This is a genomic window from Mycobacterium montefiorense (genome assembly GCF_025823255.1).
GTDB classification, from domain to species: Bacteria; Actinomycetota; Actinomycetes; order Mycobacteriales; family Mycobacteriaceae; genus Mycobacterium; species Mycobacterium montefiorense.
The window spans coordinates 234,904-247,474 of record NZ_JACKVL010000009.1 but is presented as its reverse complement, the minus strand read 5'-3'; the positions used below and the strand labels follow the sequence as shown (position 1 = coordinate 247,474).

The 12,571-nt window shown below is 66.8% G+C and carries 14 protein-coding genes and 1 pseudogene; 8 read left to right on the top strand and 7 right to left on the bottom strand.

The features are described 5' to 3' along the window. Positions 1-41 precede the first annotated feature (41 nt). Complete coding sequence (locus H7K34_RS08770; protein WP_235616665.1) at positions 42-284, top strand: acyl-CoA carboxylase subunit epsilon; 243 nt, start codon at positions 42-44, stop codon at positions 282-284. Beyond that, entirely contained in the window at positions 281-934 is a 654-nt protein-coding gene (locus H7K34_RS08765; RefSeq protein ID WP_264061462.1) for a Maf family protein, read from the top strand. The genes H7K34_RS08770 and H7K34_RS08765 overlap by 4 nt, the downstream gene beginning before the upstream one ends. A gap of 37 nt (positions 935-971) precedes the next feature. Here H7K34_RS08765 and H7K34_RS08760 read toward each other — a convergent pair whose 3' ends face one another. Next, positions 972-1,709, bottom strand: a complete 738-nt coding sequence (locus H7K34_RS08760) for a class I SAM-dependent DNA methyltransferase (protein ID WP_264061461.1) — start codon at positions 1,707-1,709, stop codon at positions 972-974. Between the two features lie 93 nt (positions 1,710-1,802). Between H7K34_RS08760 and H7K34_RS08755 the strand changes: the two genes are divergently transcribed. The 4 genes from H7K34_RS08755 to H7K34_RS08740 all read left to right on the top strand — a co-directional run bounded on the left by H7K34_RS08755 (position 1,803) and on the right by H7K34_RS08740 (position 5,639). Beyond that, positions 1,803-2,693: a sulfurtransferase gene (locus H7K34_RS08755; protein WP_264061586.1), complete on the top strand. Its 891-nt coding sequence runs from the start codon at positions 1,803-1,805 to the stop codon at positions 2,691-2,693. Next, positions 2,693-3,124, top strand: a complete 432-nt coding sequence (locus tag H7K34_RS08750) for a SufE family protein (protein WP_264061460.1) — start codon at positions 2,693-2,695, stop codon at positions 3,122-3,124. The genes H7K34_RS08755 and H7K34_RS08750 overlap by 1 nt, the downstream gene beginning before the upstream one ends. A 106-nt stretch (positions 3,125-3,230) precedes the next feature. After that, entirely contained in the window at positions 3,231-5,024 is a 1,794-nt protein-coding gene (locus H7K34_RS08745; RefSeq protein WP_264061459.1) for an acetyl/propionyl/methylcrotonyl-CoA carboxylase subunit alpha, read from the top strand. Positions 5,025-5,216: 192 nt separating this feature from the next. After that, on the top strand, positions 5,217-5,639 hold the full coding sequence (locus H7K34_RS08740; RefSeq protein ID WP_264061458.1) for an STAS domain-containing protein: 423 nt from the start codon (positions 5,217-5,219) through the stop codon (positions 5,637-5,639). Here H7K34_RS08740 and H7K34_RS08735 read toward each other — a convergent pair. The 6 genes and pseudogenes from H7K34_RS08735 to H7K34_RS08710 all read right to left on the bottom strand — a co-directional run bounded on the left by H7K34_RS08735 (position 5,610) and on the right by H7K34_RS08710 (position 9,726). After that, positions 5,610-6,407, bottom strand: coding sequence for an RNA polymerase sigma factor SigF (locus H7K34_RS08735; RefSeq protein ID WP_264061457.1), 798 nt, complete (start codon positions 6,405-6,407; stop codon positions 5,610-5,612). The two genes, H7K34_RS08740 and H7K34_RS08735, sit on opposite strands and share 30 nt — an antisense overlap. After that, the gene (locus tag H7K34_RS08730) at positions 6,404-6,841 is read right to left on the bottom strand and encodes an ATP-binding protein (RefSeq protein ID WP_264061456.1); all 438 of its coding nucleotides are present in this window, start codon (positions 6,839-6,841) and stop codon (positions 6,404-6,406) included. Before H7K34_RS08730 ends, H7K34_RS08735 begins: the two co-directional genes overlap by 4 nt. 276 nt (positions 6,842-7,117) lie before the next feature. Continuing rightward, positions 7,118-7,429 carry a protein UsfY gene (gene usfY, locus H7K34_RS08725; protein ID WP_108921255.1) on the bottom strand — a complete coding sequence of 104 codons (312 nt, stop codon included), beginning with the start codon at positions 7,427-7,429 and terminating at the stop codon, positions 7,118-7,120. A 60-nt stretch (positions 7,430-7,489) separates the two neighbouring features. Next, positions 7,490-7,873 (bottom strand): hypothetical protein, encoded by a 384-nt coding sequence (locus H7K34_RS08720; protein WP_264061455.1) that lies wholly within the window; start codon positions 7,871-7,873, stop codon positions 7,490-7,492. 51 nt (positions 7,874-7,924) lie between these two features. Beyond that, a pseudogene (lat, locus tag H7K34_RS08715) lies at positions 7,925-9,265 on the bottom strand (L-lysine 6-transaminase). A gap of 53 nt (positions 9,266-9,318) precedes the next feature. Next, positions 9,319-9,726, bottom strand: coding sequence for an Lrp/AsnC family transcriptional regulator (locus tag H7K34_RS08710; RefSeq protein WP_264061585.1), 408 nt, complete (start codon positions 9,724-9,726; stop codon positions 9,319-9,321). A 60-nt stretch (positions 9,727-9,786) separates the two neighbouring features. Between H7K34_RS08710 and hglS the strand changes: the two genes are divergently transcribed. Beyond that, positions 9,787-11,022, top strand: a complete 1,236-nt coding sequence (gene hglS, locus H7K34_RS08705) for a 2-oxoadipate dioxygenase/decarboxylase (protein WP_264061454.1) — start codon at positions 9,787-9,789, stop codon at positions 11,020-11,022. Then, positions 11,019-12,542 carry an L-piperidine-6-carboxylate dehydrogenase gene (amaB, locus tag H7K34_RS08700; RefSeq protein WP_264061453.1) on the top strand — a complete coding sequence of 508 codons (1,524 nt, stop codon included), beginning with the start codon at positions 11,019-11,021 and terminating at the stop codon, positions 12,540-12,542. The genes hglS and amaB overlap by 4 nt, the downstream gene beginning before the upstream one ends. The last annotated feature ends 29 nt before the right edge of the window (positions 12,543-12,571 follow it).

Here is a 12,571-nt window from a genome sequence, read left to right as displayed (position 1 = left end):
ACGAAGTGAGTGACGGGAACGAGACGAATGGTTCAGCCCCGGTGAGCGACGCCGAAGCTACCGACACCGCGCAGCCGCACGAGCCGCACATCAAGATCCTGCGGGGCCGCCCCACCGACGCGGAGATCGCCGCGCTGATCGCGGTGCTCAGCAGCTCCGAGGGCACGCCCGCGCAGCCGCCGACCGAGAGCACCCGCTGGGGCCTTCCGGTCGACAAGTTGCGCTTCTCGATGTCCAACTACCAGCGACTCACGATGCAGCAAATAGCCCATCTGAAGCATTGACCCGAGTTGTGCTCGGGTCGGCGTCGGCCGGCCGTCTCAAAGTGCTGCGCCAGGCGGGCATCGAACCACTGGTCCTCGTCTCCGGCGTCGATGAAGATCGCCTGATCGCCGATCTGGGACCGAAAGCCCCACCCGGCGACGTGGTTTGTGCGCTAGCCCGGGCCAAGGCCGAGCAGGTGGCAAGCGAGCTGGACCGCTCTGTCGCGGCAGATTGTGTTGTCATCGGCTGTGATTCGATGCTCTACCTCGATGACCAACTGTGCGGCAAGCCGGAGTCCATCGCCGCCGCGCGCCAACTCTGGCAGTCGATGGCCGGACGCTGCGGCCAGCTATACACCGGTCACTGCGTAATCCGGTTGTTGGACAACGCAATTGTGCATTCCGAGGCGCAAACATCAATCACCACAGTGCATTTCGGAACACCGGAAGACGATGACCTAGAGGCCTACCTGTCCGACGGGGAATCATTGCGGGTGGCCGGCGGCTTCACCCTGGACGGCCTGGGCGGCTGGTTCATCGACGGTGTCGACGGCGACCCGTCGGCCGTGGTGGGAATCGGGCTGCCGCTGACCCGCTCGCTGCTGCGCCGTGCGGGCCTGTCCATCGCGACGTTGTGGGCGGGAAACGTCGACCAAGGCCTCGACACGTAATCCATTGCGAGCCAACGCGGCGGATCGTCGCAGCCGGTCATGTGTCGCGCAGGCTTGGCTTCTGCCAAACCGAGACATGGCGAGTGCTTTCATGTTCGAACGGTCGGCGTTGCCAGTCCGCCCAACGCTGGGTGAGCGTTAGACCGGCTATCCGGGCCATCAGGTCGAGCTCAGCGGGCCAGACATAGCGAAAGGGAATCGACCGGAAACGGCCGTCTTGGTGGACATAGTTGGAACTCATCGCCTGTGTTGCGCAGTCATACCAGTCGTAGGCCCAACGGTCGTTTTCGACCGCAAACGGGACGGCCTGTTGGCCCGGGGGTAACAGCCTCAAGGCAGGGACACCGACCTCGATGACAAAACTGCCGCCCGGCTTCAGGTGTCGGGCCGCATTGTTGAAGCAAGCGACCTGTGCGTCTTGGGTTGTGAGGTTAGAGATCGTGTTGAAGACGAGGTAGACGAGACTGAACTCGCCGGGCGCACAAGCGGTGGCGAAGTCGCCGATGGTGGTGCCGACAGCTACGCCGCCCGGCTTGATCCGTAAACGAGCCACCATCGCCGCGGACATATCGATACCGTGGACTTCGACACCGCGCGCCACCAGCGGAACTGCGACGCGCCCTGTGCCAACACCGAATTCGAGCGCTCTGCCCCCGGCTGCGAGCTGGCTGAGGAAGTCGACCGTGGGTTCGACGACGCCCTCGTCGAACATCTCGGAGACATCGGTGTCGTAGGTTGCCGCGATCTCCGCACTGAAGTAACCGTCGTCGCCCATCGAGCGTGCATGGTACGCGACGGCCATCCGTCCACTGAGCCGCAGCGAGTGGGTGAACAGCCCGATCTCGACGCCACCGGTAGGGTTTACGACGTGCCACTTCCTCCCGATTCAAGCCCGACGCTGTCGGCTTACGCCCACCCCGAACGACTAGTCACCGCCGACTGGTTGTCCGGCCACATGGGTTCGCCCGGTCTGGCAATCGTGGAATCCGCCGAGGACGTGCTGCTCTACGACGTCGGGCATATCCCCGGCGCGGTCAAGATTGACTGGCACACCGACCTCAACGACCCGCGAGTCCGCGACTACATCTCCGGTGAGCAGTTCGCGGAACTGATGGACCGCAAGGGCATCGCCCGCGACGACACCGTGGTGATCTACGGCGACAAAAGCAACTGGTGGGCGGCCTACGCGCTGTGGGTGTTCACGTTGTTCGGCCACCCCGATGTGCGGCTGCTCAACGGCGGGCGTGACCTGTGGCTGTCGGACCGCCGCGACACCAGCCTGGAGGTGCCGACCAACACCTCGACCGGCTATCCGGTCGTCGCGCGCAATGACGCACCGATCCGCGCCTACAAGGACGATGTGCTGGACATCCTCGGCAGCCAGCCGCTGATCGACGTGCGCTCGCCCGACGAGTACACCGGCAAGCGCACGCACATGCCCGACTACCCCGAGGAGGGCGCGCTGCGCGCCGGCCACATCCCCACCGCCCGGTCCATCCCGTGGGGCAAGGCGGTCGACGAGAGCGGCCGGTTCCGCAGTCGCGAAGAGCTCGAAGAGCTCTATGGCTTCCTGGCGCCGGACGACAAGACCGTCGTCTACTGCCGCATCGGCGAGCGATCCAGCCACACCTGGTTCGTGCTCACCCACCTGCTGGGCAAGGCCGGCGTCCGCAACTACGACGGGTCGTGGACCGAGTGGGGTAACACCGTGCGGGTGCCGATCGTCGCGGGCGAGAGCCCGGGAGTAGTACCGTCCTGATGACTTTGCCCGCGCCGTTGGCCGAGGTGGTGTCAGACTTCGCCGAAGTTCAGGGCTCCGACAAGCTGAAGCTGCTGCTGGAGTTCGCCGACGACCTGCCGGGGCTGCCCGACGACCTCGCCGAAGCGGCGATGGAGCCGGTTCCCGAGTGCCAATCGCCACTGTTCCTGCATGTCGACGCGGACGACCCGAATCGGGTGCGGTTGTATTTCAGCGCTCCCGCCGAAGCGCCGACCACCCGCGGATTTGCCGCGATTCTGGCCGCCGGCCTCGACGAGCAACCCGCCGCCGACATCCTGGCGGTGCCCGAGGATTTTTACAGCGAGCTGGGCCTGGCGGCTCTGATCAGCCCGCTGCGGTTGCGCGGCATGTCGGCGATGCTGGCCCGGATCAAGCGGCGGCTGCGCGAGTCCGGTCCCGAAACTCGCTGAGCGGAGACCGGTTACCGGCGCCCACGGCGCGCCGCCTAAACTTCCCCCGATAAGACTTGTAAGAAATTCTCTTAGAGACGACGAAGACGGAACACAGGAGGCGCAGGTGCCCAGTCACGCCAGCTCGAGGATCTCCAAGGTGCTCGTCGCAAACCGCGGCGAAATCGCTGTCCGGGTGATCCGCGCAGCCCGCGACGCGGGCGTGTCCAGCGTGGCGGTGTACGCCGAGCCCGACGCCGACGCACCCCATGTGCGTCTGGCGGATGAGGCCTTCGCCTTGGGCGGCCAGACCTCCGCAGAGTCCTACTTGGACTTCGGCAAACTTCTCGACGCGGCAGCCAAATCCGGCGCCAACGCGATTCACCCCGGTTACGGATTCCTGTCGGAGAACGCCGAATTCGCCCAGGCGGTGCTTGACGCGAACCTGATCTGGATCGGGCCCAGCCCACAGTCGATCCGTGACCTCGGTGACAAGGTCACCGCCCGCCACATCGCCGCCCGCGCGCAGGCTCCGCTGGTGCCCGGCACCCCCGACCCGGTCAAGGACGCCGACGAGGTGGTGGCCTTCGCCAAGGAGTACGGCGTGCCGATCGCCATCAAGGCGGCTTTCGGTGGCGGTGGCCGCGGCATGAAGGTGGCTCGCAGCATCGAAGAGATCCCCGAGCTGTTCGAGTCGGCCACCCGTGAGGCCGTCGCCGCGTTCGGTCGCGGCGAGTGCTTCGTCGAGCGCTACCTGGACAAGCCGCGCCACGTCGAGGCCCAGGTGATCGCCGATCAGCACGGCAACGTCGTCGTCGCCGGCACCCGCGACTGCTCGCTGCAGCGCCGCTTCCAGAAGCTGGTCGAAGAGGCGCCGGCGCCGTTCCTCACCGACGCACAGCGCAAGGAGATCCACGAGTCGGCCAAGCGAATCTGCAAGGAAGCCCACTACTACGGCGCGGGCACCGTCGAGTACCTGGTCGGCCAGGACGGCCTGATCTCGTTCCTGGAGGTCAACACCCGTCTACAGGTCGAGCACCCGGTCACCGAGGAGACCGCCAGCATCGACCTGGTGCGACAACAGTTCAAGATCGCCAACGGCGAGAAGCTCGACATCACCGAAGACCCGACGCCGCGCGGTCACGCGATCGAGTTCCGGATCAACGGCGAGGACGCCGGACGAGGCTTTTTGCCCGCTCCCGGCCCGGTCACCCGCTACGACATCCCCACCGGGCCCGGTGTCCGGCTGGACTCCGGCGTGGAGGCCGGCTCGGTGATCGGCGGCCAGTTCGACTCGATGCTGTCCAAGCTGATCGTGTACGGCGCCACCCGCGAGGAGGCGCTGGCGCGCTCGCGCCGGGCGCTGGACGAATTCCACGTCGAGGGCCTGGCCACGGTCATTCCGTTCCACCGCGCCGTCGTCTCGGACCCCGCGTTCATCGGTGATGACAACGGCTTCACGGTGCACACCCGCTGGATCGAGACGGAATGGGACAACACCGTCGAGCCGTTCACCGCGGGCGAGCCCCTGGACGAGGAGGACACCCAGCCTCGGCAAAAGGTGGTCGTCGAGGTCGACGGCCGTCGGCTCGAGGTGTCGCTGCCCGGTGATCTGGCGCTGTCGGGCGGCGCCGCTGATCCGGCCGGTGTCGTGCGCAAGAAGCCGAAGCCGCGCAAGCGCGGCGGCCACGGCGGCGCGGCGGCCTCCGGTGACGCGGTCACCGCGCCGATGCAGGGCACCGTCGTCAAGGTCGCGGTCTCCGAGGGTCAGCAGGTCGCCGTCGGTGACCTGGTCGTGGTCCTCGAGGCGATGAAGATGGAGAACCCGGTCACCGCGCACAAGGAGGGCACCATCACCGGTCTCGCGGTCGAGCCGGGTGCTGCCATCACTCAAGGCACGGTGCTCGCCGAGATCAAATAGCTGTTGACCGGGCTTCCTGGGAATCAGCTAGGTAAACGTTGTCGGTCTCCCCATAACCGGGGTAGGGTTCAGGTCAGGTTGAGTTCACAGCCGCCCGGACCACGTCAGCGCCGCGCGGAAGGCGAATTCCCTACCTTCAGCGTTACTTCACCGTTGGCGTAGTCACCAATCCCCGGTTGAGGGAGTGAAGCAATGACTGTGGCTCAATCTTGGCAACAATGCCGAACGGCTCAATTCAGCGCCACCTGGAGTGCGTCCGGCACGGTCATCGCGATCGATGGCGAGCTGGACGCCGCCAACGCAGATCAGCTCGCGGTCTACGTTGAGCGCAACGCCCGGCGTGCCAGGCGGGTGATCCTGGACCTGCGCGAGCTGGATTTCATTGGTACAGCAGGCTTTTCAGCGCTGCACCGCATCAATGTGGCGTGCTCGGGCGCCCAGTTGAGCTGGGCGATGGTGCCGAGCCCGGCGGTACTGCGGTTGTTGCGCGTCTGCGATCCCGACGGCACCCTGCCGGTGACGACGCCGATCGAGGAACCGCTTCTGGAACCGGCCGCGTGGACCGCTGGCCCGCACGCGCGGCCGCTACTCCAACTGGTCGCGCAGGCGCGTTAGCGATTTAGCCAACAGTCGCGACACGTGCATCTGCGAGATGCCGACGCGCTCGGCAATCTGTGTCTGCGTCATCGACTCAAAGAACCTGAGCACCAACACCGTTCGCTCGCGCTCCGGCAGGCCTTCCAGCAACGGGCGTAGCGACTCGCGGTCCTCGATGCGGTTGATGCTGGCATCCACGTCGCCCAGGGTGTCCGCGATGGCGCGGGCGTCCTCGTCATCGCCGCCACCACCGCCGCCGCTGTCGATGGACAGGGTGTTGTACGAACTGCCCGCCACCAGGCCCTCGACGACCTCGGCGCGGTCCATCTCCAGCTCCGCCGCGAGTTCGGTTGCGGTAGGCGCCCTCCCGAGCCGTTGCGACAGGTCGGCGGTGGCGCTGCCGAGCCGCAGGTGCAGCTCCTTGAGACGCCGCGGAACCTTGACCGACCAGCTGTTGTCGCGAAAGTGGCGGCGAACCTCGCCCATGATCGTGGGCACCGCGAATGACACGAAGTCCGACCCGGCCTCGACGTCGAAGCGCACCACGGCGTTGACCAGTCCGACCCGCGCGACCTGAACCAAGTCGTCGCGTGGTTCGCCGCGGCCCTCGAACCTGCGGGCGATGTGATCGGCCAGCGGCAGGCACCGCTCGACAATCTTGTCCCGCTGGCGCTGGAACTCCGCCGAGTCCCCGGCGACGGTCGCCAGCTCACGGAACATGTCCGGAACATCGGCGTATTCGTTTGGGCGCTTCGAGCCCGAACCGCCGTCAGCTTTCGCTGTCACCGGCTAGCGGCCGCCCGTCGCGCCGTCAGCGTGATACCGAATACGCTGCCGGTTTCATTGGGCTCGCGACCATCATGGAAAGTCTGGACGTCGTCGGCCAGCGATGTCAGCACATGCCAGCTGAAGCTGCCCGGCGACACCACGTCGTGGGTTTCGCACGCCGCGGATGCCTCGACGACCAATTCGTCTTCTCGCGGGTCGACCACCACAACCAGCGTCGCGTCCGGCGTGGCCGACCGGATCAACCGGGTGCACACCTCATCGACGGCGAGCCGTAGATCCGCGACAGCGTCGAAATCCAGGTCCTCGTAGGTGCCGATCGCACCCACCAACGTGCGCAGCATCGCCAGATTTTCCAGGCGCGCAGCAACATGCAATTCGACGGCTCTGTGGCCGCGTTGACGCTTGTCAGCGCCTAAACCAACATCGGTCATTTGGTCTCCTGGCAACGTTTGACTCACACTACCCCTCGCATTGGAGCGCGCCATTGGACGCTACAGCCCCGGCACACCCCGGACACGCGCTCGGGCGCATCGCTTTGATTGCCGGAATCACACTGGCCCATCTACGTCGGTGCTTTCATGATTCTGTCCCCCCATGATGGGGTGAGCGCCGCGCGCAAATCATCGCAGGCACTCATCATGGTTCAGACCTGATACCCGCTCAACGAGGCCCGTAACCTACGAATTTCGGGCGGCCTATTCCGTCGATTAGCTGTCGGGGGACTGCCTGGCCGCCTCGGGATGTTCGAGGTACCACCGATCGAAGATCCGGCGCACCCGCCGGTGCTCGACGGCCAGCCACACCAGGCCCGCCACCGTGAGGACGATCGCTGTCACGCCCGCGGTCATGCCCTCGTGCTGATGTCCGGTGCCGAAGGCCGCAAGGCTTCCGCACACCGCGATGACGCCGGCCACCACCATCAGGTATCCGGGCCAGTGCAAGACGTCGATCAGTGATTCGCCGGCAAGTGGCCGCGTCGTGCGCAAATGGTCGACGGGGTCGCGGTAGGTGTCTCCCATGGCTGCTCCTAGGGTCGCCCCATTAACGGTAGATCTCCCGGAATGTGTTTGCCAGGCCTTTTACCCGGCCAGCACGGGACCGGCGATTGCCGGGACGCCCATAGAGACCGTGACGATCATCAGCGTCAACAAAAACCAGCCCGCGCCGTGCCATCCCCACCAGGTGCCTTCGCTGCGCCACACCCGGTAGGTCCGCACAAACGCCCACAGGCCGGCGGCCAGCAGGATCAGCGGTCCGCCGAATGCCAGCAGGGTCCGCTGCGGCGCACCGCACGCCACCGTGTCCACGCCCGTTCCCGGGCAGGTGCTGACCCATAGGGTCGCCATCACGACAAATCCGACCGCCGCGGCCGTGGCCAGGACGGCGAAACGGATGGCGGCGCGCACCTCGCCGTCGTCCTGCCCGAGGCGATCACCCGGTGATCGCTCATCTGCTTTCGGCATTTGAGAACCTCCCGCGTGGCATTTCGTCCACGACGAAGGATTAGTTACCCGTTATTCAAGACATTCACGAATCGCCGCAATGGCCACGTCGATTTCTGACCGCGACACCGTCAGCGCGGGACGGAATCGAACGCCGTCGGTCCCGGAGGGCAACACGATCACGCCGCGGTGCCACAGCCGGCGGATCAACTCGTCACGATCGTCGGTGGTCGGCAGGCTGAACGCACACATCAGTCCGCGACCGCGCGGATCGCACACCAATGCCGGGAACTCGTCGGCAAGTTCGCCCAACCGGTCGCGCAGGTAGCGGCCCTGCGCGGCGGCGCGGTCGAACAGTCCGTCGGCCTCGATGACCTCCAGGATGCGGCGTGCTCGCACCATGTCGGTCAGATTGCCGCCCCACGTCGAGTTGATCCGGGAGCTGACCGCGAAGACGTTGTCGGCGACCTCGTCGACCCGGCGGCCGGCCATCACGCCGCACACCTGTGTCTTCTTGCCGAACGCCACCACATCGGGCTGCACACCCAATTGCTGGTAGGCCCAAGGGGTTCCGGTCAACCCGCAGCCCGTCTGCACCTCGTCGAAGATCAGCAGCGCGTCGAATTCGTCGCACAGGTCGCGCATCGCGGCGAAGTACTCGGGCCGGAAGTGCCGGTCGCCGCCCTCGCCCTGGATCGGTTCGGCGATGAAGCACGCGATGTCGTGCGGATACGCCTCGAAGGCCGCGCGGGCCTGGCGCAGCTACTCGGCTTCGGCCGCGTCCATGGCCCGTTGATCTAAGCCCGGCCGGATGAAAGGTGCGTCGATGCGTGGCCAGTCGAACTTCGGGAACCGGGCCACGGTGACCGGCTTGGTGTTGGTCAGCGACAGCGTGTAGCCGCTGCGGCCGTGGAAGGCGCCGCGCAGGTGCAGCACCCGGGTGCCGAGCTCGGGATCGATGCCGCGGCGTTCGTTGTGCCGGCTTTTCCAGTCGAAGGCGACCTTGAGCGCGTTCTCCACCGCCAGGGCGCCGCCGTCAACGAAGAATAAGTGCGGCAGCGCCGGGTCGCCCAGCACCCGTGCGAAGGTTTCGACGAAGCCGGCCATCGCCGGCGTGTACACGTCGGCATTGCTCGGCTTGTTCAGCGCGGCCTCGACGAGTGCGTCACTGAATTCCTCGTCGTCGGCCAGCGCCGGGTGGTTCATCCCGAGCGCGGACGAGGCGAAGAAGGTGAACATGTCCAGATAGCGCCGGCCGTCGCGAGCGTCGACCAGATACGACCCGGATGACCGGGTCAGATCGAGCACGAAATCGAAACCATCGACCAGCATGCTGCGCGACAGCACCTCGTGGACCCGGTCGGGTTCGGGCTGCACGCCAGTCAGCGCAAGGGAGTTCAGGACGGCAGTCATGCCAGCCATGGTAGCTGAGTTTTTACGGAATCATGACGCTATTATCGTAAATATTATGGTACGTGTTGGCGATCACTGTAAAAAGTATTGAGGATGACGGTGCTTCGGGTCTGGACATTCGCCGCGGTCCGGATTCGCTGCAGCAGATCCTCAAGCGCCCGCGCGGACCCGACGCGCACCAGCAGGACGTAGCTCTCCTCGCCTGCCACCGAGTGACACGCTTCTATCTCCTCGATGTGGGCCAGGCGGGCGGGCGCATCATCGGGTTGGGAAGGATCAAGAGGAGTGATGGCCACGAACGCCGATAGCAGGTGCCCGACCGCCTCCGGGTTAATCCGCGCGGAATACCCGGCGACTACGCCGCGGGCCTCCAATCGGCGCACCCGGGACTGGACCGCCGAGATCGATAGCCCGGCGCTCGCGGCAAGCTCCGCCAGCGTCGCGCGTCCGTCGGCGACCAGCTAGCGTACCAGGATCCGGTCGATCTCGTCGAGCGACTCACTCATGGCCAGAGATTAGCCGTGAGCCACACCAAAAGACTCCTCACCTGGCAGCTGCGCGAGCGATTCGCGGCCGGGCTGTCGGCCATGTACGCCGGCGAGGTGCCCGCCTACGGCACGCTGGTCGAGGTAACCGAGCAGGTCAACTCCGATTACGTGGCCCGCAATCCCGGCGCCGAACGACTTGGTTCGTTGCGGCGGGTCACCGCCGAACGACACGGCGCGATCCGGGTGGGCAGCCCCGCCGAACTGAGCGCGGTCGCCGAGTTGTTCGCCGCATTCGGCATGCTGCCGGTCGGCTACTACGACCTGCGTTCGGCGGCCTCCCCGATTCCGGTGGTGTCGACGGCTTTTCGGCCCATCGACACAAACGAGTTGGCGCGCAATCCGTTTCGTGTGTTCACGTCGATGCTGGCCACCCGCGACCCCCGATACTTCGATCCCGACCTGCGCACCCGCGTCGAGACGTTCGTCGCACGCCGCCAGCTATTCGACCCCGCGCTGCTCGATCGGGCCCGGATCGTCGCCGCCGAGGGCGCCTGCGACGCCGAGGAGGCCGAGGCGTTCGTCGCCGCCGCGGTTTGCGCATTCGCGCTGTCACGCGAGCCGATCAACAAGTCCTGGTACGACGAGCTGTCGCGGGTGTCCGCGGTGGCCGCCGACATCGCGGGAGTGTGTTCCACCCACATCAACCACCTGACGCCGCGCGTCCTCGACATCGACGACTTGTACCAGCGGATGAGCCGCCGCGGCATCACCATGATCGACGCGATCCAGGGCCCGCCCCGCAGCGATGGACCCGCGGTGTTATTGCGCCAGACGTCGTTTCGCGCGCTGGCCGAACCCTGCCTGTTTCGCGGCAGGGACGGCACGGTGAGCTCCGGACATCTGCGGGTCCGCTTCGGCGAAGTAGAGGCGCGCGGTGTGGCACTGACCCCGCGCGGGCGCCAGCGTTACGACGCGGCGATGGCTTCCGGTGATCCGGCCCGGGTGTGGCGCGACTACTTCCCGTCGACCGACACCGAGATGGCCGCGCAGCGATTGGCCTACTATCGCGGCGGCGACCCGGCGGCACCCATCGTCTACGAAGATTTCTTGCCGGCTTCGGCGGCGGGCATCTTCCGCTCCAATCTGGACCGCGACACCCGGGCCGGGCGCGGCACCGACGACTCTGGATACGGCGTCGAGTGGCTCGCCGGGGCGATCGGCCACCATATTCACGACCCCTACGCTCTCTACCAGGAGGCATCGGCATGACGACCGCTGACGACTTACGCGATCGGGCACGTCAGGCCCTACAGGCAATCGGCGCCGACGGCGGCCTCGGCGAGCCCGGCGGGCACGGCCTGCCGGCCAGCACGCCGATCATCGGCGAGGTGCTTTTCACCGTCGCGCCCACGTCCGTTGAGCAGGCCGACCGCGTGCTGACGGCCGCCGCCGAGGCGTTCACGGTGTGGCGAAACACCCCGCCCCCGGTGCGCGGCGCGCTGGTGGCCCGCCTCGGCGAGCTGCTCGCCGAACACCGCAACGACCTCGCCACGCTGGTGACCCTCGAAGTCGGCAAGATCGGTTCCGAAGCCCTGGGCGAAGTGCAGGAAATGATCGACATCTGCCAGTTCGCCGTCGGCCTGTCGCGCCAGCTCTACGGCCGGACCATCGCCTCGGAGCGGCCCGGCCACCGGCTGGCCGAGACCTGGCATCCGCTGGGCGTGATTGGGGTGATCACCGCGTTCAACTTCCCGATCGCGGTCTGGGCGTGGAACACCGCGGTGGCACTGGTGTGCGGGGACACGGTGGTGTGGAAACCCTCGGAGCTGACGCCGTTGACGGCGCTGGCGTGTCAGGCGCTGATCGGCCGGGCCGCGGCCGACGTCGGCGCGCCGCCCGCGGTGAGCGGGCTGGTGCTGGGCGATCGCGAGCTCGGCGAGCAGCTGGTCGACGACCCGCGGGTCGCGTTGTTGTCCGCGACCGGTTCGGTGCGGATGGGCCAGCAGGTCGGCCCGCGAGTGGCCGCGCGCTTCGGGCGGGTGCTGCTGGAGTTGGGCGGCAACAACGCCGCGATCGTCACGCCGTCGGCCGACCTGGACCTGGCGGTGCGCGCGATTGTCTTCGCCGCCGCCGGCACCGCCGGTCAGCGGTGCACCAGCCTGCGCCGGCTGATCGTGCATCGCTCGGTGGCGGACGTAGTGGTAGCACGGGTGGCGTCCGCGTGTGCGCAGCTGCCGATCGGCGATCCGTCGGTGCCCGGCGCGCTGATCGGCCCGCTCATTCACGAAACCGCCTACCGCGACATGGTTGGGGCGCTGGAGCAAGCCCGCGCCGAGGGCGGCGAGGTGATCGGCGGCGAGCGCCGCGACGTCCGCACCGACGAGTATCCCAGCGCCTACTACGTCGCACCGGCCGTGGTGCGAATGCCCGCGCAAAGCGACATCGTCGCGGCGGAAACGTTCGCGCCGATCCTCTATGTGCTGACCTACGACGACCTGGACGAGGCGATCGCCCTCAACAACGGCGTGCCGCAAGGACTCTCGTCGGCCATCTTCACCACCGACCTGCGCGAGGCCGAGCGCTTCCTGGACGGCTCCGACTGCGGTATCGCCAACGTCAATATCGGCACGTCAGGCGCCGAAATCGGTGGCGCGTTCGGCGGCGAGAAGCAGACCGGTGGCGGACGGGAGTCCGGGTCGGACGCGTGGAAGGCGTACATGCGGCGCGCCACCAACACCGTCAACTACTCCAGCGAGCTACCGCTGGCACAGGGTGTGGAGTTCGGATAAACGCAGTCTGAATTATGTAGTGCCCTTCG

Bases quoted from the DNA above. Each gene is read 5' to 3' on its own strand.
- amaB (WP_264061453.1), top strand. From the start codon at position 11,019: ATGACGACCGCTGACGACTTACGCGATCGGGCACGTCAGGCCCTACAG.
- usfY (WP_108921255.1), bottom strand. From the start codon at position 7,429: ATGGGAGACACCTACCGCGACCCCGTCGACCATTTGCGCACGACGCGG.
- H7K34_RS08750 (WP_264061460.1), top strand. From the start codon at position 2,693: ATGACTTTGCCCGCGCCGTTGGCCGAGGTGGTGTCAGACTTCGCCGAA.
- H7K34_RS08720 (WP_264061455.1), bottom strand. From the start codon at position 7,873: ATGCCGAAAGCAGATGAGCGATCACCGGGTGATCGCCTCGGGCAGGAC.
- H7K34_RS08730 (WP_264061456.1), bottom strand. From the start codon at position 6,841: ATGACCGATGTTGGTTTAGGCGCTGACAAGCGTCAACGCGGCCACAGA.
- H7K34_RS08740 (WP_264061458.1), top strand. From the start codon at position 5,217: ATGACTGTGGCTCAATCTTGGCAACAATGCCGAACGGCTCAATTCAGC.
- H7K34_RS08760 (WP_264061461.1), bottom strand. From the start codon at position 1,709: ATGGGCGACGACGGTTACTTCAGTGCGGAGATCGCGGCAACCTACGAC.